Source organism: Micromonospora chersina (genome assembly GCF_900091475.1).
Lineage (GTDB): Bacteria > Actinomycetota > Actinomycetes > Mycobacteriales > Micromonosporaceae > Micromonospora > Micromonospora chersina.
In genome coordinates, this window is sequence record NZ_FMIB01000002.1 from 5,586,951 (window position 1) to 5,607,292 (window position 20,342).

Sequence of the window (20,342 nt, forward strand, 5' to 3'; positions counted from 1 at the left end):
GAACCCTTCGCCTCGGCGTGCCGCGGCCCCGCGGCGCCGGGCGGGGCGTGCGGCCGGCGCGGTCCGGCGGGGAGGCGGCGACGTGAGCGGCAGCCCGTACCCCCTGGGGTTGCGGCTGGCCGGCCGGCGGGTGGTCGTGGTCGGCGGGGGAGCGGTGGCCACCCGGCGGGTGCCGGCGCTGCTCGACGCCGGCGCGGACGTCCTGCTGGTGGCGCCGGAGCTGACCCCCGCGCTGCGGGCGCACGTGGACGCCGGCCGGCTGCGCTGGGAGCCGCGCCGGTTCGTCCCGGCCGACCTGGACGGGGCCTGGCTGGTCCAGGTGGCCGTGGACGACCGGGTCGCCGCGGCGGCGGTCAGCGCCGCCGCCGCCGAGCGGCGGATCTTCTGCGTCCGCGCCGACGACCGGGCCGCCGCCACCGCGTGGACCCCGGCCGTGACCCGGCACGGTCCGGTCACCGTGGCGGTGCTGGGCGGCGGCGACCCCCGCCGGGCCATGAGCGTCCGGGACGCGGTGCGCGAACTGCTGGCGGCCCGTGCCGGGGAGCCGACCGCTGCCGCGCCGGGACGGCCGAGTGTGCCGGCTCCGGGTGGGCCGGACACCGGCGCGGCGCCGGTGGGCCGGGTGGCGCTCGTGGGCGCCGGACCGGGCGATCCGGAGCTGATCACCGTCCGGGGCTGGCGGCTGCTCACCGAGGCGGAGGTCGTGGTCGCCGACCGGCTCGTCCCCGGGCTGCTCCTCGACGAGCTGCGCCCGGACGTCGAACTGGTGGACGCCTCCAAGATCCCGTACGGGCCGTCGCGGGCCCAGGAGGAGATCAACCGGATCCTGGTCGACCGGGCCCGGGCCGGCAAGGTCGTGGTCCGGCTCAAGGGCGGCGACCCGTACGTCTTCGGCCGGGGCGGCGAGGAGCTGCTGGCCTGCGCCGAGGCGGGCGTGCCGGTCACCGTGGTGCCCGGGGTGACAAGCGCGATCTCGGTGCCCGCGGCCGCCGGGGTGCCGGTCACCCACCGGGCGGTGGCGCACGAGTTCACAGTGGTCTCCGGGCACGTCGCGCCCGACTCGCCGGCCTCACTGGTCCGCTGGGAGTCCCTCGCCGGCCTGCGCGGCACCCTGGTGATCCTCATGGGCCTGAAGAACCTCGCGGCGATCAGCGCCACCCTGGTGGCGCACGGGAAGCCCTCGGGGACCCCGGCCGCGGTGATCCAGGAGGGCACCACCACCGCCCAGCGGGCGATCCGCTCGACCCTCGGCACGGTGGCCGCCGACGTCGAGGCCGCCGGCCTCCGCCCACCCGCCATCGTCGTGATCGGGGACGTGGTCGGGGCGCTCGACACCTGAGCACGCGAGCGGCCCGGGACCAGCCGGTCCCGGGCCGCCGTCGTTGCGGTCAGCTCACTGCTTGAGCATGTTGTCCAGCATCAGCGCGCAGCGGATCAGCCCGAGGTGGCTGTACGCCTGCGGGTGGTTGCCCAGCCCGCGCTCTGCCAGCGGGTCGTACTGCTCGGGGAGCAGCCCGGTCGGCCCGGCCGTGTCGACCATCTGCGCGAACAACTCCTCCGCGTCGGTGCGCCGGCCGGTGCGCAGGTACGCCTCGATCAGCCACGCCGTGCAGATGTGGAAGCCGCCCTCCCGGCCGGGCAGGCCGTCGTCCCAGTGGTACCGGTAGACGACCGGGCCGCTGCGCAGCTCCGCCTCGATCTTGAGCACCGTGGACAGGAAGCGCGGGTCGTCACCGGCGAGCAGCCCGGAGATGCCGATCCAGAGCGACGAGGCGTCCATCTCCTCGTACCCGTAGGCGACGCTGTACGCCTCCGCCTCCGGGTGCCAGCCGTGCTCCAGCACGTTGTCGGCGATCCGGTCGCGCAGCTCGACCCACTCCGGCCGGTCCTCGCCGCCGTGCTGCCGCACCACGTGCAGCGCCCGGTCGACGGTCATCCAGAGCATGACCTTGGAGAACACGTGGTGCCGGGGTGGGAGGCGGGCCTCCCAGATGCCGTGGTCGGGCTCGTGCCAGCGGCGGCGGACCGCCTCGACCATGTTCTCCAGCACCCGCCACTCGTCCTCGCGTACCGAGCCACGGGCGTCGGCCACCGCGGCGATCAGGTCGGCGACCGGGCCGAAGACGTCGAGCTGGAGCTGGTGGTTGGCGAGGTTGCCGACCCGGACCGGCCGGGAGCCGGCGTAGCCGGGCAGGGTGTCGATGACCGCCTCGGCGCCCAGCTCGTAGCCGTCGACCGTGTAGAGCGGGTGCAGCCGCTCCGGGTGCCCGCCGGTGCGGTCGATGACGCCGTCGACCCAGCGCAGCAGGCCCTCGGCCTCCTCGGTGGAGCCGAGGTCCACGAGCGCGCGGGCGGTCATCGCCGCGTCCCGCAGCCAGCAGTAGCGGTAGTCCCAGTTCCGGACGCCGCCCAGCTCCTCGGGGAGCGAGGTGGTCGCCGCGGCGAGGATCGAGCCGGTCGGCTCGTGGCAGAGCCCGCGTAGGGTGAGCGCGCTGCGGGCCACCAGGTCCCGGGCGGTGGCGGGCAGCCGCAGCGAGGCCACCCAGTCCTTCCAGGGCTGCTCGGCGGCGGCCTGCCGCTCGTGGATGGGCACCCGGTGGTGCTCCAGGCTCTGGGTGCCGAAGCGCAGCTCCAGCACCACCTGGCCGCCGGCGGCCGACAGGTCCACCACGGCCTTGGCGGACTCGTAGCCGGCGTCGCTGGTGACCTCCCACTCGACGCCCGGCGAGTAGAGCGCCACCGGCTCGTTGGAGCCGAGCACCAGCAGCCCGTCGTCGAGCGGCTGGAGCTGCACGGCGACCTGACCGAACTCGGGACGCGGGGCGAACTCGATCCGGGCGCGCCCGGTGCCGCTGAGCACCCGGACCAGTGTCGAGTCGCCGGTGACGACCGCCGGGCCGTCCGGCGTGGTCTCCCGCGCCGGCAGGTCCAGCCAGTCGGTCACGGTCAGGCCGGACCAGCGGGTCTCCACGGTCATGGTGTTGCTGCGGTAGCGCTGGCCCAGCGGGATGCCGCCCCGCTGGGGGCCGACCGTGAAGTGCCCGGCCGGGCTGCCGCCGACCAGGTCGGCGAAGATCGCCGCCGAGTCCGGCTTCGGGTGGCACAGCCAGGTGATCTTGGCCTCGGGGGTGACCAGCGCGACCGTGCGGCCGTTGGCCAGCATCGAGTGCCGCTCGATCGGCACCGCCCGCTCGCCGAAGAGCCAGTGCCGCCGGGTCTCCAGCAGCAGGCCCAGCGCCCGCGCGGCCTCGATGGGCTCGGCCACCCGGTAGTCGGCCTGGGTGTCGCCCGGGCCGATCTTGATGCCGACGTCCGGCCCGTGCAGGTTGCCGAAGGCGTTCTCGTCGGTGACGTCGTCGCCGATGAACAGCACGGCGCTGGCCGCGAGCTGGGTCCGGAGCTGGTCGACCGCGGTGCCCTTGTGGGTCGCCACCACCGACAGCTCGATGACCTCCTTGCCCTGGGTGACGGTGACGTCGTCCCAGGTGGCGGGGCCGCTGCGGACCGCCTCGATGGCCGCGGCCGCGATCTGCGGGTCGACCCCGCGGGTGTGCACGGCGACGCTGGCCGGCTTGCGCTCCAGGCGTACGCCCGGGTGGGCCGCCGCGATCTCGCGCAGCTCGTTGCGGAGCCGGTGCCGGACCGCGATCAGCTCCGGGGTGAGCCGCTCGACGAAGCCGATGTCGAACTCGGAGCCGTGGCTGCCGACGAGGTGCACCTCGCTGGGCAGCCGGGAGAGCGTCGCCAGGTCGCGCAGCGCACGGCCGGACACCACCGCGACGCTCGTCTGCGGCAGGGACGCGAGGGCACGGACCGCGGCCACCGACTCGGGCAGCGGCACGGCCTTGCTCGGGTCCTCGACGATCGGGGCCAGGGTGCCGTCGTAGTCGCAGGCGACCAGGAGCTGGGGGACCCGGGCGATCCGGCCGATGGCGGCACGCAGCTCGGGATCCATCACCCCGCCGTGCGGAGTGGTGGTGGCAGGAGAGCTCACGCCGCCTCCGCATCGGTGACGCCGAGCTCGGTCAGGAACGACTTGGCCCAGTGGCCCACGTCGTGGCTGCGCAGGTGGCGTTGCATTATCCGCATCCGGCGTCGGGCCTCGGGTTTCTCGACGTGCACGGCGCGCAGCAGCGCGTCCTTGACCGCGTCGGGGTCGTGCGGGTTGCACAGGAACGCCTGGCGCAGCTCGGTGGCGGCGCCGGCGAACTCACTGAGCACGAGCGCGCCGCCCTGGTCGGCGCGCGATGCGACGTACTCCTTGGCCACCAGATTCATTCCGTCTCGCAGCGGGGTCACCATCATCACGTCGGCCGCGACGTACATCGCGGCCAGTTCGGAGCGACTGTACGACTGATGCAGATAATGCACCGCCGGCACGCCGACCCGTCCGAATTCGCCATTAATCCGGCCTACCTCGCGCTCCACCTTCACGCGAAGTGCCTGGTAGTGCTCCACGCGCTCGCGGCTCGGTGTGGCGACCTGCACCATAACCGCGTCCGGCACTGTCAACTTTCCGTCAGCGAGGAGTTCGCGGAACGCCTTCAGCCGGAGCTCGATGCCCTTCGTGTAGTCGAGCCGGTCGACGCCCAGGATGATCGTCTTCGGGTTGCCCAGCTCCTCGCGGATCTGCTTGGCGCGGGCCTGGATCGCCGGGTCCTCGGCCAGCCGCTCCATCTCCCGGGTGTCGATCGAGATGGGGAACGCGCCGGCCTTCACCTGCCGGCCGTCGACCTGGATCATCTGCCCCTCGTAGCGCAGGCCGAGCAGGTGCCGGGCCAGCCGCACGAAGTTCTGCGCCGCCAGCCGCTGCTGGAAGCCGACCAGGTCCGCGCCGAGCAGGCCGCGCAGGATCTCGGTGCGGAACGGCATCTGCATGAACAGCTCGATCGGCGGGAACGGGATGTGCAGGAAGAACCCGATCCGCAGGTCCGGCCGCAGCTCGCGGAGCATCGCCGGCACGAGCTGGAGCTGGTAGTCCTGCACCCAGACCGTGGCGCCCTCGGCCGCGACGTCCGCCGCGGCCTCCGCGAACCGGGCGTTGACCAGCCGGTACGCCTCGCGCCAGCGCCGCTTGTAGGCCGGGGTCTCGACCGCGTCGTGGTAGAGCGGCCAGATCGTCGCGTTCGACTGCCCCTCGTAGTAGCGCTCCAGCTCCTCGGCGCTCAGCGGCACCGGGTGCAGCCGGATCCCCTCCAGGTCGAAGGGCTCGGGGGCGGCGCCGGTGCCGCCGGCCCAGCCGACCCACGTGCCCTGGTGCTCGGCGAGCACCGGGTGCAGCGCGGTCACCAGACCGCCCGGGCTGCGTCGCCACTGCCGCTCCCCTTCGGGTGTGCTCACCTCGTCGACCGGCAGTCGGTTCGCCACAACGACAAAGGAGCTACGGACGGTCACGATCGGCCACCTCCGGGTGCTGACGGGTCCACCGCGATGAGCGTACTGAGCGTAGCTGCGGCGTCTGGTGCCCCGTGCCTGAGTTCCCTACCCGTCCCAGAAGGGCCGAATCCTCATCGTGATCTTGTCGACAGCCGCGGCGCGGCGTGCTCCGGGGGCGGGGTGATGTGGGCGGAGCGGGGCGTACCTGTCAGGATTGAGGATGGCGTGCGCGCGGCCGGCCCCGGCCGGCGGCGGCGGGCGGACCTCACGGCCCGCGCCCGCGCCCGCCAGCTCGCGATCGCAACCGACGGAGGTAGCCCGCACCGTGGCCCAGTTCATCTACGTCCTGGAAAAGGCGCGCAAGGCGCACGGCGACAAGGTCGTGCTCGACAACGTGACGCTGAACTTCCTGCCGGGTGCCAAGATCGGTGTGGTCGGTCCGAACGGCGCCGGTAAGTCCAGCCTCCTCAAGATCATGGCAGGTTGGGACCAGCCGAGCAACGGCGAGGCCCGCCTCATGCCCGGCTACACCGTCGGCATGCTGGCCCAGGAGCCGCCGCTCAACGACGCCAAGACCGTCCTCGGCAACATCGAGGAGGCGGTCGCCGAGACCAAGGCCAAGCTGGAGCGGTTCAACAAGATCGCCGAGCAGATGGCGACCGACTACTCCGACGAGCTGATGGAGGAGATGGGCAAGCTCCAGGAGGAGCTGGACCACGCCGACGCGTGGGACATCGACTCCAAGCTCGAACTGGCCATGGACGCGCTCCGCTGCCCCGCGCCGGACGCCGACGTGACGCAGCTCTCCGGCGGTGAGCGCCGCCGCGTGGCGCTGTGCAAGCTGCTGCTGGAGGCGCCGGACCTGCTGCTGCTCGACGAGCCCACCAACCACCTGGACGCGGAGAGCGTGCAGTGGCTGGAGCAGCACCTCGCCAAGTACGCCGGCACCGTGATCGCCATCACCCACGACCGGTACTTCCTCGACAACGTGGCCGGCTGGATCCTGGAGCTGGACCGAGGCCGGGCCATCGGCTACGAGGGCAACTACTCCACCTACCTGGAGAAGAAGGCCGCGCGGATGGCGGTCGAGGGCCGGCGCGACGCCAAGATGAAGAAGCGCCTCGACGAGGAGCTGGAGTGGGTCCGCTCCAACGCCAAGGCGCGGCAGACCAAGTCCAAGGCTCGCCTCGACCGCTACGAGGAGATGGCCACCGCGGCCGAGCAGACCCGCAAGCTGGACTTCGAGGAGATCCAGATTCCGCCGGGCCCGCGCCTGGGCAGCACCGTGATCGAGGTCAACAACCTCGTGAAGGCGTTCGGTGACCGGGTGCTGATCGACAACCTGTCGTTCTCGCTGCCCCGCAACGGCATCGTCGGCGTGATCGGCCCGAACGGCGTCGGCAAGACCACCCTCTTCAAGACCATCGTGGGCCTGGAGGAGCCGACCGCCGGCACGGTGAAGGTCGGCGACACCGTCTCGCTGTCGTACGTCGACCAGAGCCGGGCCGGCCTGGCGGGCGACAAGACGGTCTGGGAGACCGTCTCGGACGGGCTGGACCACCTCCTGGTGGGCAAGGTCGAGATGCCGTCCCGGGCGTACATCGCCGCGTTCGGCTTCAAGGGGCCGGACCAGCAGAAGCCGACCAAGGTGCTCTCCGGCGGCGAGCGGAACCGGCTCAACCTGGCGCTGACCCTCAAGATCGGCGGCAACGTCATCCTGCTCGACGAGCCGACCAACGACCTCGACGTCGAGACGCTCGGCAGCCTGGAGAACGCGCTGCTGGAGTTCCCCGGCTGCGCCGTGGTCATCTCCCACGACCGGATGTTCCTCGACCGGGTCGCCACGCACATCCTGGCCTGGGAGGGCGACGACCAGAACCCGGCCCGGTGGTTCTGGTTCGAGGGCAACTTCGAGGCGTACGAGAAGAACAAGATCGACCGCCTCGGCGCCGAGGCCGCCCGGCCGCACCGCGTGACGTACCGCAAGCTCACCCGTGACTGACAAGTTCGTCTACGACTGCACGCTGCGCTGGTCCGACCTGGACGCGTACGGCCACGTCAACAACTCGCGCTTCCTCACGCTCTACGAGGAGGCGCGGGTCGCCCTGATGTTCGCCGGCGGCCGGGCGTGGGGAGTGGGCTCGTTCGCGGACGGGGTCGTCATCCGCCGGCACGAGGTCGACTACCTGCGTCCGGTCGACTACGCGCTGGGCCGGGACACCGCGGAGGCGGCCCCGACGGTCCGGATCGAGCTCTGGGTCGAGGAGATCAAGGCCGGCTCGTTCACGGTCGCCTACGAGCTGTACGACCGGGAGGTGCTGGCCAGCCGGGCCCGCTCGGTGCTGGTCCCGTTCGACCTGGCCGCGCAGCGGCCGCGCCGGATCTCCGCCGACGAGCGGGCCTTCCTGCTCCGGTACGCGCCCGGGCTGCCGGCATGACCGCGCCGGCCACCGGTCACGGGCTGGACGGGGTGGCCGACGCGGGCGCCTTCCTGGCCCGCCTCGTCCGGCTGGACCCGGGCATCCTGGTCCGGCTCCGGCCGGTGCCGGGAGCCGCGCGTACGGCCCTCTGGGCGCGGCTGCCGTGGGACGTGCTCGTGGTGCGCACCGTCCCCGGCACGGCGCCGGGCGACGCCACGGTCGCGGCGTCCGAGTTGCTGGCGGAGCTGTCGGCCGGCGGCGCGACGCTGCCCCGGCGCCGGGACGACGGGTGGCGCTGGCCGTTGCCGCCGGCGGCCAGCCGGGCCGTGGAGGCGGTGCCCGCGACCGAGGTCCAGCGGATCGCCGCCGCGGCGGCCGGGACGCTGCGCGAGGCGTCCGCCCACGGCGTGGCCGGTCGGGCGGTGGGCCAGCGGGCCCTGCGGGACGCGCTGCTCGACCATGTCGCGGTGGTGGTGACGCCCGACGACGCGCCGGACGCCCCGGTGGAGGTGCCGCAGCGGCTGGTGCAGGGGCTGGTCCGGATGGGCTTCCTCGGCGCCGGCGACGTTCAGGTGCGTGTCGCGGGCCGTTGGGTCGGGCTCGTCGGACCGTACGGAGCGGCCTGGTCGCGGAAGGTCGCAGAGCTCGCCGTGACGCCCACCAGGGGTCGTCCGAACGGATGACCCCTGTTCGTTCTTCCGGTTTGGGGCAGCCGTTGGGGGGATGCCTCATGCCGGCTGTCCGGGTACCGTCCATCCTCGGATCCAACGCACCGTAGGCGACTGGATCCGCTGGGGAGTGAGGTGCGCGAGCGATGCCGTGGTGGTCATGGCGCCCCGGTCCCGCCAGTGGCGGCGATCCGGAAACTCGAAGCGGGATCACAGTGGATGACACCGTCCGGGTCGGACCACCGACCCCCCGTCAGCCGGCGGACGACGCCGCGGCCGCCGAGCGGCCCGTGATCGCCGACATGCCGGCAACCGTCGCACCGGTCACCCTCGGCCGGGTCTGCGACGCGCTCGACCTGCTCGACGTGCGCTACCTGGCCGACGGCGACGGCAACCTGCTGGCCATGTGGGAGCGGCACGCCGTGCTCGTCACCCTGGAGGGCCCCGAGGACGAGATCCTGGTCATGCGGGCCCGGCCGCACGCGACGGTCCCGCCGGACTGGGCCGACCGCGCCTACCGGGTGGTCAACGAGTGGAACCACACCCGGCGGTTCTGCAAGGCGTACATCGGCGACCCGACCGAGCGTGGCCAGCTGCCCATCTACGCCGAGCTCCAGGTCCCGCTGGGGGCGGGCACCCACGACGCGCTGCTTGTCGAGATGCTCGACTGCGGCGCGGCGGTGGCCACCACCTTCGTCGACTGGCTGCACGACGAGGGCGCCCTGCTCTGACCGCTCCGGCACGCCCGGGCGGCCGGCCGGTCAGCCCTCGGTCGCCGGGTCCTCCATGACGTTCACCATGAAGTACGCGGCCCGCTCCAGGTAGTCCCAGAGCGCGGCGGCGAGCTGCGGCGGCAGGTCCAGCCGGTCCACCGCCCGGCGCATGTGGCGCAGCCAGGCGTCCCGCTCGACCGCGCCGATCCGGAAGGGCGCGTGCCGCATGCGCAGCCTCGGGTGACCGCGCTGCTCGGAGTAGGTGTGCGGGCCACCCCAGTACTGCATGAGGAAGAGGGTCAGCCGGTCCGCCGCGGGGCCCAGGTCCTCCTCCGGGTACATCGGCCGCAGCAGCGGGTCGGTGGCGACGCCGGCGTAGAACTCGTCCACCAGCTTGCGGAAGGTGGGTTCGCCGCCGATCGCCTCGAAGAGGGTCATCGACTCGCCAGGGGAAGTCACGTCACCCATCCTGCCAGGTGCCGCCCGGGGGCGGCTTGCGCCCACCGCCGGAGCGGGACTCAGGTCACCGCGTGCCGGCGTCGGCTGCGCTCGCCGGCCCGGTCGCCCGCGGCCGTGGCCCGGGCCGGGGTGTGCGTGCCGCGCCCCGCCATGGCGGCCGTCGCGGCGGATTCCGCCCGGGCGACCTCGACGGCCGCCTCGATCGTCCGGGGATGCGGCCAGGTGAGCACCGCGAGCAGCATCAGCAGCACGCCGGCGGCGCTCCACAGCCCGACCACCGAGGGGATGGTGAACCGTTCGGCGAGGGCGCCCGTGGCCAGCACGGCGGCGCCCTGGATGATCTGGGTCCCGCTGGCCATCACGCCGAACGCGCGGGCCCGGTAGCCGTCCGGCAGCACCTGGACGAAGAGGCCGTTGGCGACCGGGATGAGCCCGGCCACCGCGAAGCCGCACGCGGCCGCGAGGAGCGCCACCACGATGGGCGGCGGGTCGAGCAGCGCCGGGACGAGCACCGCCGGGGCGATCACCGCGAGCGGGCGCATCAGGGCCAGCCGGCGGGCCGGGGCGACGAGCCGGCCCACCATCAGCCCGCCGAGGATGTAGCCGACCGGGTTGGCGGCCATGATGACCGCCTGGGCGGTGCCGGTGTCCATGCCGTCCCCGCTCCGCTCCGCGGCCCAGGCCGCGGCGAGCCCCTCGGGGACGATCGAGAAGACCATCGCGCTGAAGACCAGCACGGCGATGGCGCGCAGCACCGGGCGGCCGAAGACGAGCCGGAACCCCTCGGCGGTCTCCCGCAGCAGGTGACTGCGGTGCGCCTCGGTCATGGCGGGCGGCCGGTTCCGCAGGCCGAAGCGGACCAGCGCGGCGGAGAGGCCGAAGGTGGCCGCGTTGATCAGCAGCGCGGCGGCCGGGTTGACCACGGCGATCGCCGCGCCGAGCAGGTAGCCGAGGACCTGGGCGGCCTGCCCGGTGCTCGCGGAGACGGACAGGCCGAGCACCAGCCGGTCGCCGGCCAGGATCTGTGGCATCAGCGCCGACCGGGCGGCCTGGCTCGGCGGGTTGGCCAGCGTGGTCGCGAAGATCAGGGCGAGGATCGCCCAAGGCGGCATCCCGGGCAGGGCGACAAGCACCATGAGGGCCATCCGCACCAGGTCGCAGGCCACCATGACCTGCCGGTACCGGTAGCGCTCCGCGAGCGCGGAGAGCAGCGGACCGCCGACCAGCCAGGGCAGGTAGCTCGCCGCGAACGCGGCGGCCGAGAGCGCCACCGAGTCGGTCTGCCGGTAGACCAGGACGGTGACCGCGGCCTTCGCGACGTAGTCACCGATCCAGGACAGAGCGCTTGCCGTGAAGAGGACACGGAACTCCGCGAGGCCGAACAATTCGCGGAAGCTTGCCGGGCCCTCCTGGGCGGGTCGCTCGTCGGACACCGTCGCCTCCATCGTTCCCGGGCTGGCCACTCTTGATGGCCCGACCTGGGAACCGTCGTCAGATCTACGGATCAGCGAGGACACGAGCACGCTCCTTTGGGGAGCGTGTTCACCGGATTCTGCCCGATCGTCTGACAACTGGCTAGGGTGAACGGATTGATCGTCGCATCTCCGACTGAACGAACGGACGATACCCGAGGGGCCGCGCGGTGCGCGACCCCCGAAAATCGTCCCGCCCGTCCCGCTGACCGGGGGTCGGCGTCAGGTGGCCCCGCCGGTGCCCGTCTCGCCCGGGGCCGCGGCGCGGGGCGGCAGCCCCGGGTAGAGCCGGGCCGCCGCGATCCGCGCGGTGATGCCCGAGTTCTCCAGCGCCTCGGCGAGCCGCCGGCGCAGCTCGCGGCCGACCGCGAACTGCCCGTCGGCGGTGGTCTTGACGACGGTACGGATCACCGCCCCGTCGACCGTCACCTGCTCGACGCCGAGCACCTCCGGCTCCTCGACGATCTGGGGCGACAGCTCCGGGTCCAGCGCGACCGAGGCGGCCGCCGTACGCAGCACCGCGGTGGCCTCCTCGGTGCCGGCGAAACCGATCGGCAGGTCGACCACGACGAGCGCCCAGCCCTGGCTCTTGTTGCCGACCCGGACGATCTCGCCGTTGCGGATGTACCAGAGCACGCCCCGGCCGTCCCGGACGGTGGTGACCCGCAGGCCCACCGCCTCCACCACGCCGGTCGCCTCGCCCAGGTCGACGGTGTCGCCGACGCCGTACTGGTCCTCGATCAGCATGAACAGGCCGGCGATCAGGTCCTTGACGAGGCTCTGCGCGCCGAAGCCGAGGGCCACGCCCGCGATGCCGGCGCTGGCCAGCAGCGGCGCCAGGTCGAAGCTGAACTCCTTGAGCACCATGAGCAGCGCGATGCCGAAGATGAACGCCGTGACCATGCTGCGCAGCACCGAGCCGATGGCCTCGGCGCGCTGGCGCCGCCGCTCCGGCACGAACTGCTCCGGGTCGAGCGAGGCGCTGGGGATCCGCTCGCGCAGCGGGCGGAGCATGGTGGGCACCGCGCCCTCGGTGGTGGTCCGCACCAGCCGGTTGATGGTGCGGTGCAGCGCCCAGCGGGCGGCCACGGCGAGCAGCAGGATCAGCACGATCCGCAGCGGCTTCAGGACGATCCAGTAGCTGCCCTCGGCGAACCAGGCCGAGCCGGTGATGTCGTAGACGTTCTTGCACCAGGTGTCGGTGCGGCAGTCGACGGACGGGGACGGGCTCGGCTCGACGGCGGACAGCGCATGGAGCAGCAGGTTGGCGGGACTCACCCTGCTTTCGTACCGCAACGCCGCTGGGCGTCCGCTGGCGACCCGCCCGCCTCCCGCCGACGGGGCGGCCAACCGATCATGCCGGGCAGAACCGGTCATCGTGGCACAGGCGGAGACAGCTTCCCGAGGGTACCCCGGATTAGTGCGTGCAATCCGGGGCGCGATCAGGGACTATTGGCGCAACGGACGTCGGTGATCCGGCCGGCGTCGGTGTCGTTCCCCGCTGCCCGCGGGGCGCGCCCGGCGCCATGGTGGCCGGAGCGGCTGGACCGGGAGGGTGAGCGCGATGCCTGACATACGACCCACGGCGGGCTCCGGTGCGCTCGTTCTCAACGCCACCTATGAGCCCCTGTGCGTCGTGTCGGTGCGTCGTGCCGCGATCCTCGTGCTCTCCGCCAAGGCCGTCTGCGTGGCCGACGGCGAGGGCATCCTGCACAGCGCGCGCAACGCGCTCCCGGTCCCCTCGGTGGTCCGGCTGACCCGCTACGTCCGGGTTCCCTACCGCACCCACGTCGGGCTCTCCCGCCGGGCGATCTTCGCCCGGGACGGCTGGCGCTGCGCCTACTGCCGCGGGCCGGCGGAGACCATCGACCACGTCTTCCCGCGCAGCCGGGGTGGCCGGCACGCCTGGGAGAACGTGGTCGCCGCCTGCGCCCGCTGCAACCACACCAAGGGCGACAAGACGCCGGCCGAGCTGGGCTGGCGGCTGCACAACCTGCCGGCGGCCCCGAAGGGCACGGCCTGGCGGGTGCTCGGCCACCGCGCGCCCGACCCGCGCTGGGCCGACTGGCTCGACCTCCGCGAGCCGGAGACCGAGGCGGCCTGAGCGGCGCTCACCGCCGTGCCTTCACCAGCGAGGCGTAGACCACCAGGTTGTCCGCGTATCCGGTCTCGCCGCCCACCCAGCGGCCGCCGCAGGTGATCAGCCGCAGGTTCGGGCGGCTGAAGTCGCCGTAGACCTCCCGCACGGGCAGCCGCTCCTTGCCGTACCGCTCGATCGAGGTCACCTCGAAGACGGCCACCGAGCGGTCCTGCCGGGTCACCTCGATCCGGTCGCCGTCGTCGAGGTCCTTGAGGTCGTGGAACACGGCCGGCCCGGTGGTGGTGTCCACGTGCCCCACGATGACCGCCGGGCCGTACTGGCCGGGGGTGGGGCCCTGCTCGTACCAGCCGGCCTCACCGGCCCGGCCGACGTCGGGCACCGCGATGCTGCCGTCCGGGGCGATGCCCACCCGGTGCACGGGCGCCCGCAGGTCGATCTTGCTGATCGTCAGGTCGGTCGGCGGGCTGCCGGACAGCACGGGGAACTTCTTCGGCGGCGGGCGCAGCCCGGCGGTGAGCTGCTCCGGCAGGACGCTGACGCCGGTCACCCGTTCCACGCCGAGCATCGCCACGATGAGCGCCATGAGCGCCGCGACGACGAGCACCGGTACGCCCGGGCCGCGCTGGGCGGCGTACCGCCAGCGGCCGGCGGCGGGTGCGGGCCGCGGCGGCACCGGGTGGGCGTGCGGGTCGGCGGTGGTGACGCTCGCCGAGAAGGCGTGCCCTGCGGCGCGGGCGAACCGGCGCGAGGCGCGGGACACCAGTCGCAGCCCGGCGCCGAACCGGGACCCGGCCCGGTGCCGGCCCCGGCGGGCGCGGCGCGGTTGGCGGGCCATGGCCGCACCCCAATCAGAAGCGGCTACCGGTCTTGCGGCGGGCGCCCACCCCGGCCACCACGGCGACCGCGACCAGGCCGCCGACCAGGAGCAGCGAACCGGCGCCCCGGCCGCCCGCGGTGCCCCCTCCGCCGGTCGCCGGGCCCTTGCTCGGCTGGGCCATGTTCAGCACGGTGAGCATGGTGGAGGCGGTCTGGCCGTTGGAGCACTCCAGGTTCACCGGGTAGTCGCCGGGCGCCTTGTTGCCGGGGATGGTGACCGCCCCGGTCAGGAAGCCGTTGTCCGGCCGCAGCACCACCCGCCCGAAGGCGTCCGAGGTGACCTGGGCCTGCCGGTCGTTGTTGTTGTCGCAACTGGCCCGGATGCTCACCCGGGTGCCGGCCTGGGCGCTGTTCGGCGTGACCTCGACGAAGACGTTCTCCCCGGCACGGGCCGGGGAGGCGGTGGCCAGGACGAACGCCGCGATCAGGCCGACCAGGCTCAGAACGCCCCGGAGTGCGCGGTGTGACAGGAGCCCTCGCATGATTCCCCCCTTCCGGTGCGGCGCACCGGAATCCTGCTGACGGGCAGCGCGGGCTGCATTCCCCCTGATCCGGGGGCAAACCCGGGGCGGGTCAGCGGCGCCGGCCGGCCGGGGACGGTCCGGCGGGCGGGAGCGGGGTGACCGGGTGCCAGTCCAGCGGCGTGGAGAGCACCATCGTGCTGGACGGCTGGCCGTACGGGGCGAGCCGGTCGATGACCCCCTCGAACTCGCCCATCGTGCCGGCGGCCACCTTGAGCATGCTGCACGCGTCGCCGGTGATCCGGTGGATCTCCATGATCTCCGGCCAGTCCGCCACCTCGGGGTCGTTGAGGATGCAGCGCGACCCGTAGCAGGACATCCGGATCAGCGCGAGCACGGTCCGGCCGGCCCGCGTCAGGTCCACGTGCGCGTGGTAGCCGGTGATCACGCCGGACTCCTCCAGCCGGCGTACCCGCTCGGCCACCGCGGGCGGGGAGAGGTGCACCCGGCGGGACAGCTCGCTGTACGAGAGCCGGGCGTCGGCCTGGAGCTCGCGCAACAGGGCCCAGTCCATGTCGTCCACGCGGTGACCTTTCCTTCGTGAAGTGATCCGCCGGGCACGCCTTCGGCTCGACAGGTGACACCACCGTACCGCCGTTGAACAGGCATTCCATCCGCGGATCAACCGGCGGCATCATGTCGTCTACCCCGGCGTACGGAGGGAGATGACGGTGGAACAGACGACGGCGGTGCGGCCGGCGACCCCGCAGCAGCGGGCGGTCCGCGCGGCGCGCAACGGCGGCGAGCCGACCCTGGAGTTCGCCGACCGGGTGCCCTACGACGCCTACGTGCACGCGAGCACGCTGCACAAGCTCCAGCAGCCGCTCAGCGACGACCCGGGCGAGATGTCCTTCCTGATGGTCAGCCAGATCATGGAGCTGTACTTCAAGCTGACCTGCCACGAGCTGCGGCACGCCCAGCGCGAGCTGCGCGCCAACCGGGTGTGGGACGCGCTGCCCCCGCTGCGCCGCGCCGCGCTGCACATCGAGGGGCTCAACGCCGCCTGGCAGGGGCTGCGCTGGATGACCCCGGCCGACTTCAACCGGTTCCGGGACCGGCTCGGCGAGGGCTCCGGCTTCCAGTCGGCCATGTACCGGCAGCTGGAGTTCCTGCTCGGCCTGCGCGACCCCGCGCTGATCCGCCCGTTCCGCCGGCAGGCCGAGGTGCACGCCGAGCTGACCGCCGCCCTCACCACGCCGAGCCTCTGGGACGACGTGGTGGCGCTGCTCGCCCGGCGCGGCTTCGAGCTGCCCGCCGACCTGCTGGAGCGGGACGTGGCGACCGAGCACGAGTCGCACCCCGCCGTCGAGGCGGCCTGGGTGCGGATCTACGCCGACGGCGGCCCCGACAACCACCTCCGCCTGCTCGGCGACGCGCTGACGGAGGTGGCCGAGGGGTTCAGCGACTGGCGCTGGCACCACATCAAGGCGGTGCAGCGCTCGATGGGCGCCAAGGTCGGCAGCGGCGGCTCCGCCGGGCTGGCCTGGTTGCAGCGGAGCATGGCCCGGGTGGTATTCCCGGAGCTGTGGTCCGCCCGTACCGCGATGTGACCGGAGAGAGCAGCATGCACACCCCCGAAGAAGACGCCCGCGCCCGCGACGCCGCCGACCCCGGCCACCGGCACCTGTTCCTCGTCCCGCCCGCCGAGGGCGGGCGCTACCCCGAGGTGGCGTACCTGGCCGGCAACTCGCTGGGCCTGCAACCCCGGGCCACCCGCGAGGAACTCCTCGCCGACCTGGACGCCTGGCGGCGGCTGGGCGTGGAGGGGCACCTGGAGGCGGAACGGCCCTGGCTGCCGTACCACGAACTGCTGACCGCGCCGGCCGCGCGACTGGTCGGCGCCCGGCCCGCGGAGACCGTGGTGATGAACTCCCTCACGGTCAACCTGCACCTGCTGATGGTGAGCTTCTACCGGCCGGCGGGGGAGCGGACCCGGATCGTCATCGAGGACAGCGCCTTTCCCTCGGACAGCTACGCGGTGCGCAGCCAGGCCCGCTTCCACGGCCTCGACCCGGACACCGCCGTCGTGCGGCTCAGGCCGCGCCCGGGCGAGGACACCCTCCGGACGCCTGACGTGCTCGACTTCCTGGCCGCCGAGGGGCAGACCGTGGCGCTGCTGCTGCTCGGCGGGGTCAACTACCTGACCGGCGAGCTGATGGACATCCCGGCGATCACCGCCGCGGGGCGGGCCGCCGGCGCGGTGGTCGGCTGGGACCTGGCCCACGCGGCCGGCAACGTGCCGCTGTCGCTGCACGACTGGGACGTCGACTTCGCCGCCTGGTGCTCCTACAAGTACCTGAACTCCGGCCCCGGTGCCCTGGCCGGCGTCTTCGTCCACGAGCGCCACCTCGGCGATCCGGACCTGCCCCGCTTCGAGGGCTGGTGGAGCACCGAGGCGGCCACCCGGTTCGAGATGACCCCGGTGTCCCGCCCGCCGGCCACCGTCGAGGCGTGGCAGATCTCCAACCCGCCGATCTTCGCCATGGGCCCGGTGCGCACCTCGCTGGAGCTGTTCGACTCGGTCGGCATGCCCGCGCTGCGCGAGCGCAGCCTCCGGCTCACCGGCTACCTGGAGACGCTGCTCGACGAGGTGACCGCGGACCGGCCGCTGACCGTCATCACCCCGCGCGACCCGGAGCGCCGCGGCTGCCAGCTCTCGGTCCGCATCGGCGCGGGCAGCGCCAACGAGCTGACCAAGCGGCTGCGGCACGAGCACGGTGTGATCGCCGACGCCCGGGAGCCGGACGTCGTCCGGTTCGCCCCGGTGCCGCTCTACTCGACGTACCACGACTGCTGGCGGGTCGCCGACGCGCTGGCCGCGACCGTGGAGGCCACCTCATGAGTACGGAACGCGAGGAGATCGCCGTCGTCGGCGCGGGGCTGGCCGGCTGCCTGCTGGCCTGCTTCCTGGCCCGGCGCGGCTACCCGGTCGCCCTTTACGAGCGGCGGCCGGACCCGCGCACCGGCAAGGTCGAGCGGGGGCGCTCGATCAACCTGGCGCTCTCCGAGCGCGGCCTGGACGCGTTGCGGCGGATCGGGCTGGACCAGCAGGTGATGGCCGACGCGCTGCCGATGCGCGGCCGGATGATCCACCCGGTGGAGGGGGAGCCGCAGTTCCAGTCGTACAGCGTCTCCGGCGACCGGGCGATCAACTCGATCAGCCGGGGCGCGCTGAACAACGCGCTGCTGGACGCCGCCACCGCGCTGCCCGGCGTGCGGATCGCCTTCGACCACCGGCTCGTCGGGCTCGACCCGACCACCGGCGAGATGACCTTCGAGACCCCGCAGGGCAAGGTCACCGAGACCGCGTCGGTCGTGCTCGGCGCCGACGGCGCCGGCTCCGCCGTGCGCGGCCAACTGCTGGCGTACGGGGCGGTGACCGAGAGCCTCGACTTCCTCGACTACGGCTACAAGGAACTCACCATCCCGCCGATCGGCGGCGAGTTCGCCCTCGACCCGGGCGCGCTGCACATCTGGCCGCGCGGCACCTCCATGATGATCGCCCTGCCCAACCCGGACCGCTCCTTCACCTGCACGCTGTTCTGGCCGACCCACGGCACGCAGAGCTTCGCCTCGCTGGGCAGCCCGGCCGCCATCGAGACGTACTTCGCCACCCACTACCCGGACCTCGTGCCGCTCGCGCCGAACCTGGTCGACGACTACCAGCACAACCCGGTCGGGGTCCTCGGCACGGTCCGCTGCACGCCGTGGCAGGTGGCCGGCCGGGTCGGCCTGCTCGGCGACGCGGCGCACGCCATCGTGCCGTTCTACGGCCAGGGCGCGAACTGCGCGTTCGAGGACGTGGTCGAGCTGGACCGCTGCCTGGACGAGTGCGGCGACCAGTGGGCGTCGGCGCTGCCGCTGTTCCAGCACCGCCGGCAGGCCAACGCCGAGGCGATCGCCCGGATGGCGCTGACCAACTTCGTGGAGATGCGGGACAAGGTCGCCTCGCCGGTGTTCCAGACCCGCAAGAAGATCGAGCACGCGCTGGAGCGCGCCCTGCCCGGCCGCTACGTCTCGCAGTACGAGCTGGTCTCGTTCTCCACCACCCCGTACGCGGAGGTGCGCCGCCGGGTGCGCCGGCAGTACGGAGTGGTGGGGGCCGTGGCGGCCGGCGCGCTGGTGGCGCTGGCCGGTGCGGCGGCGGCGCTCGGCCGAGGGAGGCGAGGATGACCCTCTGGGATCCCCGGCTGATGGCCGGGCACGCGCCGGACGGCCCCGGCCTGCTGCGCAACTTCGTGGGTGGCTCCTTCACCGACGCCGGGCCGCGGTTCACCAAGCGCAGCCCGGTCACCGGCGAGCCGGTATTCGAGGTCGTCGAGGCCGGTGAGTCCGTCGTGGACGACGCCGTCACCGCGGCCCGGGCGGCGCTGCGCGGCCCGTGGGGCCGGATGGGCGAGCGGGAGCGCGCCGAGGTGCTCCGCCGGGTCGCCGACGAGCTGGAGCGCCGCTTCGACGACCTGGTGGCCGCCGAGGTGGCCGACACGGGCAAGGCCATCTCGCAGGCCCGCACGCTGGACATCCCGCGCGGGGCGGCCAACTTCCGGGCGTTCGCCGAGATCGTGGCGACCGCGCCGACCGAGTCGTTCACCACTGTCACCGCGACCGGCGGCCGGGCGCTGAACTACGCGGTCCGCAAGCCGGTCGGCGTGGTCGCGATCATCGTGCCGTGGAACCTGCCGCTGCTGCTGCTCACCTGGAAGGTCGCCCCGGCCCTGGCCTGCGGCAACGCCGTCGTGGTGAAGCCCAGCGAGGAGACCCCGGCGTCGGCGACCCTGCTGGCCGAGGTGATGGCCGCGGCGGGCGTGCCCGACGGCGTGTTCAACCTGGTGCACGGCTTCGGCCCCGGCTCGGCCGGCGAGCACCTCACCCGGCACCCGGGCGTCGACGCGATCACCTTCACGGGGGAGTCGGCCACCGGCAGCGCCATCATGCGGGCCGCCGCCGACGGGGTGAAGGCGGTGAGCTTCGAGCTGGGTGGCAAGAACGCCGGCCTGGTCTTCGCCGACGCCGACCTGGACGCGGCGGTCGCCGGCTCGGTCCGGTCCAGCTTCACCAACGGCGGTCAGGTCTGCCTCTGCACGGAGCGGATCTACGTGCAGCGGCCGGTCTTCGAGGAGTTCACGGCCCGGCTGGCCAAGCGCGCCGACGAGCTGGCGTACGGGTGGCCGGCCGACGAGGCCACCGTGAACATGCCGCTGATCTCGCACACCCACCGGGACAAGGTGCTCGGCCACTACGAGCTGGCCCGCACCGAGGGCGCCGAGGTGCGCGCCGGGGGCGGCACGCCGCGCTTCGGCGACGCCCGCGACGGCGGCGCGTACGTGCAGCCGACAGTGCTCACCGGCCTGGGCCCGGACGCCCGCACCAACCGGGAGGAGATCTTCGGCCCGGTGGTGCACGTGGCGCCGTTCGACGACGAGGACGAGGCGTACGCCCTGGCCAACGGCACCGAGTACGGCCTGGCGGCGACGGTCTGGACCCGCGACGTGGGCCGGGCGCACCGGGCCGGGTCGCGGCTGGACGCCGGCATCGTGTGGGTGAACACGTGGTTCCTGCGCGACCTGCGCACCCCGTTCGGCGGGGTGAAGGCGTCCGGGATCGGCCGGGAGGGTGGCGTGCACTCGCTCGACTTCTACTCGGAGCTCACGAACGTCTGCGTGGACCTCTCATGACCGAGCGGAGTGCGCGCGGCGGGCAGAATGGCCGGCGTCCCAAGCGAACACAGCGAGGAGC

The 20,342-nt window shown here is 73.4% G+C and carries 18 protein-coding genes; 10 read left to right on the forward strand and 8 right to left on the reverse strand.

The window, feature by feature from the left end; genetic code table 11:
* Positions 1 to 82: 82 nt before the first annotated feature.
* Positions 83 to 1,339: a uroporphyrinogen-III C-methyltransferase gene (cobA, locus tag GA0070603_RS26060; protein WP_091319026.1), complete on the forward strand. Its 1,257-nt coding sequence runs from the start codon at positions 83 to 85 to the stop codon at positions 1,337 to 1,339.
* 54 nt (positions 1,340 to 1,393) lie between these two features.
* On the opposite strand, the gene otsB is transcribed toward cobA, so the two are convergent.
* Both otsB and GA0070603_RS26070 read right to left on the reverse strand, forming a co-directional pair.
* Positions 1,394 to 3,955, reverse strand: a complete 2,562-nt coding sequence (gene otsB, locus GA0070603_RS26065) for a trehalose-phosphatase (RefSeq protein ID WP_091319028.1) — start codon at positions 3,953 to 3,955, stop codon at positions 1,394 to 1,396.
* A 35-nt stretch (positions 3,956 to 3,990) separates the two neighbouring features.
* Positions 3,991 to 5,394 (reverse strand): alpha,alpha-trehalose-phosphate synthase (UDP-forming), encoded by a 1,404-nt coding sequence (locus GA0070603_RS26070; protein ID WP_091319030.1) that lies wholly within the window; start codon positions 5,392 to 5,394, stop codon positions 3,991 to 3,993.
* A 307-nt stretch (positions 5,395 to 5,701) separates the two neighbouring features.
* Between GA0070603_RS26070 and ettA the strand changes: the two genes are divergently transcribed.
* From ettA to GA0070603_RS26090, 4 genes are all read left to right on the forward strand, one after another.
* A complete protein-coding gene (gene ettA / locus GA0070603_RS26075) occupies positions 5,702 to 7,378 on the forward strand; it encodes an energy-dependent translational throttle protein EttA (protein WP_091319032.1) in 1,677 nt (558 codons plus the stop codon).
* Positions 7,371 to 7,814 (forward strand): acyl-CoA thioesterase, encoded by a 444-nt coding sequence (locus GA0070603_RS26080; RefSeq protein ID WP_091319034.1) that lies wholly within the window; start codon positions 7,371 to 7,373, stop codon positions 7,812 to 7,814. Before ettA ends, GA0070603_RS26080 begins: the two co-directional genes overlap by 8 nt.
* Positions 7,811 to 8,479: a DUF8185 domain-containing protein gene (locus GA0070603_RS26085; protein ID WP_091319036.1), complete on the forward strand. Its 669-nt coding sequence runs from the start codon at positions 7,811 to 7,813 to the stop codon at positions 8,477 to 8,479. Before GA0070603_RS26080 ends, GA0070603_RS26085 begins: the two co-directional genes overlap by 4 nt.
* Positions 8,480 to 8,610: 131 nt before the next feature.
* Positions 8,611 to 9,195: a type III secretion system chaperone family protein gene (locus GA0070603_RS26090; protein WP_091319038.1), complete on the forward strand. Its 585-nt coding sequence runs from the start codon at positions 8,611 to 8,613 to the stop codon at positions 9,193 to 9,195.
* Positions 9,196 to 9,225: 30 nt separating this feature from the next.
* On the opposite strand, the gene GA0070603_RS26095 is transcribed toward GA0070603_RS26090, so the two are convergent.
* The 3 genes from GA0070603_RS26095 to GA0070603_RS26105 all read right to left on the reverse strand — a co-directional run bounded on the left by GA0070603_RS26095 (position 9,226) and on the right by GA0070603_RS26105 (position 12,386).
* Positions 9,226 to 9,645: a globin gene (locus GA0070603_RS26095; RefSeq protein WP_425270470.1), complete on the reverse strand. Its 420-nt coding sequence runs from the start codon at positions 9,643 to 9,645 to the stop codon at positions 9,226 to 9,228.
* A 50-nt stretch (positions 9,646 to 9,695) separates the two neighbouring features.
* Complete coding sequence (locus GA0070603_RS26100; RefSeq protein ID WP_091319042.1) at positions 9,696 to 11,081, reverse strand: MFS transporter; 1,386 nt, start codon at positions 11,079 to 11,081, stop codon at positions 9,696 to 9,698.
* Positions 11,082 to 11,330: 249 nt separating this feature from the next.
* The gene (locus GA0070603_RS26105; protein ID WP_341864944.1) at positions 11,331 to 12,386 is read right to left on the reverse strand and encodes a mechanosensitive ion channel family protein; all 1,056 of its coding nucleotides are present in this window, start codon (positions 12,384 to 12,386) and stop codon (positions 11,331 to 11,333) included.
* Between the two features lie 286 nt (positions 12,387 to 12,672).
* On the opposite strand from GA0070603_RS26105, the gene GA0070603_RS26110 reads away from it, so the two are divergent.
* Positions 12,673 to 13,212 carry an HNH endonuclease gene (locus GA0070603_RS26110; RefSeq protein WP_091319047.1) on the forward strand — a complete coding sequence of 180 codons (540 nt, stop codon included), beginning with the start codon at positions 12,673 to 12,675 and terminating at the stop codon, positions 13,210 to 13,212.
* Positions 13,213 to 13,219: 7 nt separating this feature from the next.
* On the opposite strand, the gene GA0070603_RS26115 is transcribed toward GA0070603_RS26110, so the two are convergent.
* The 3 genes from GA0070603_RS26115 to GA0070603_RS26125 form a co-directional block, all read right to left on the reverse strand.
* Positions 13,220 to 14,044: a class F sortase gene (locus GA0070603_RS26115; RefSeq protein WP_091319049.1), complete on the reverse strand. Its 825-nt coding sequence runs from the start codon at positions 14,042 to 14,044 to the stop codon at positions 13,220 to 13,222.
* Positions 14,045 to 14,057: 13 nt separating this feature from the next.
* On the reverse strand, positions 14,058 to 14,567 hold the full coding sequence (locus GA0070603_RS26120) for a hypothetical protein (protein WP_091319052.1): 510 nt from the start codon (positions 14,565 to 14,567) through the stop codon (positions 14,058 to 14,060).
* A gap of 91 nt (positions 14,568 to 14,658) precedes the next feature.
* Positions 14,659 to 15,129 (reverse strand): Lrp/AsnC family transcriptional regulator, encoded by a 471-nt coding sequence (locus GA0070603_RS26125; RefSeq protein WP_091319054.1) that lies wholly within the window; start codon positions 15,127 to 15,129, stop codon positions 14,659 to 14,661.
* A 142-nt stretch (positions 15,130 to 15,271) separates the two neighbouring features.
* On the opposite strand from GA0070603_RS26125, the gene GA0070603_RS26130 reads away from it, so the two are divergent.
* The 4 genes from GA0070603_RS26130 to GA0070603_RS26145 are packed head-to-tail and all read left to right on the forward strand — an operon-like array spanning position 15,272 to position 20,281.
* The gene (locus tag GA0070603_RS26130; RefSeq protein ID WP_091319057.1) at positions 15,272 to 16,156 is read left to right on the forward strand and encodes a tryptophan 2,3-dioxygenase; all 885 of its coding nucleotides are present in this window, start codon (positions 15,272 to 15,274) and stop codon (positions 16,154 to 16,156) included.
* Between the two features lie 14 nt (positions 16,157 to 16,170).
* Positions 16,171 to 17,448 (forward strand): kynureninase, encoded by a 1,278-nt coding sequence (gene kynU / locus GA0070603_RS26135; protein ID WP_091322309.1) that lies wholly within the window; start codon positions 16,171 to 16,173, stop codon positions 17,446 to 17,448.
* Positions 17,445 to 18,779: an FAD-dependent oxidoreductase gene (locus tag GA0070603_RS26140; protein WP_091319060.1), complete on the forward strand. Its 1,335-nt coding sequence runs from the start codon at positions 17,445 to 17,447 to the stop codon at positions 18,777 to 18,779. The genes kynU and GA0070603_RS26140 overlap by 4 nt, the downstream gene beginning before the upstream one ends.
* A gap of 20 nt (positions 18,780 to 18,799) precedes the next feature.
* Complete coding sequence (locus GA0070603_RS26145; protein ID WP_091322310.1) at positions 18,800 to 20,281, forward strand: 2-hydroxymuconic semialdehyde dehydrogenase; 1,482 nt, start codon at positions 18,800 to 18,802, stop codon at positions 20,279 to 20,281.
* Positions 20,282 to 20,342 lie beyond the last annotated feature (61 nt).

What these genes read in the sequence shown, in the direction of transcription:
- otsB (WP_091319028.1), bottom strand. Translation starts at nt 3,955, where the DNA reads ATGGATCCCGAGCTGCGTGCCGCCATCGGCCGGATCGCCCGGGTCCCC.
- GA0070603_RS26085 (WP_091319036.1), top strand. Translation starts at nt 7,811, where the DNA reads ATGACCGCGCCGGCCACCGGTCACGGGCTGGACGGGGTGGCCGACGCG.
- GA0070603_RS26090 (WP_091319038.1), top strand. Translation starts at nt 8,611, where the DNA reads ATGCCGTGGTGGTCATGGCGCCCCGGTCCCGCCAGTGGCGGCGATCCG.
- GA0070603_RS26095 (WP_425270470.1), bottom strand. Translation starts at nt 9,645, where the DNA reads ATGGGTGACGTGACTTCCCCTGGCGAGTCGATGACCCTCTTCGAGGCG.
- GA0070603_RS26100 (WP_091319042.1), bottom strand. Translation starts at nt 11,081, where the DNA reads ATGGAGGCGACGGTGTCCGACGAGCGACCCGCCCAGGAGGGCCCGGCA.
- GA0070603_RS26110 (WP_091319047.1), top strand. Translation starts at nt 12,673, where the DNA reads ATGCCTGACATACGACCCACGGCGGGCTCCGGTGCGCTCGTTCTCAAC.
- GA0070603_RS26115 (WP_091319049.1), bottom strand. Translation starts at nt 14,044, where the DNA reads ATGGCCCGCCAACCGCGCCGCGCCCGCCGGGGCCGGCACCGGGCCGGG.
- GA0070603_RS26120 (WP_091319052.1), bottom strand. Translation starts at nt 14,567, where the DNA reads ATGCGAGGGCTCCTGTCACACCGCGCACTCCGGGGCGTTCTGAGCCTG.
- GA0070603_RS26130 (WP_091319057.1), top strand. Translation starts at nt 15,272, where the DNA reads ATGACGGTGGAACAGACGACGGCGGTGCGGCCGGCGACCCCGCAGCAG.
- kynU (WP_091322309.1), top strand. Translation starts at nt 16,171, where the DNA reads ATGCACACCCCCGAAGAAGACGCCCGCGCCCGCGACGCCGCCGACCCC.
- GA0070603_RS26140 (WP_091319060.1), top strand. Translation starts at nt 17,445, where the DNA reads ATGAGTACGGAACGCGAGGAGATCGCCGTCGTCGGCGCGGGGCTGGCC.
- GA0070603_RS26145 (WP_091322310.1), top strand. Translation starts at nt 18,800, where the DNA reads ATGGCCGGGCACGCGCCGGACGGCCCCGGCCTGCTGCGCAACTTCGTG.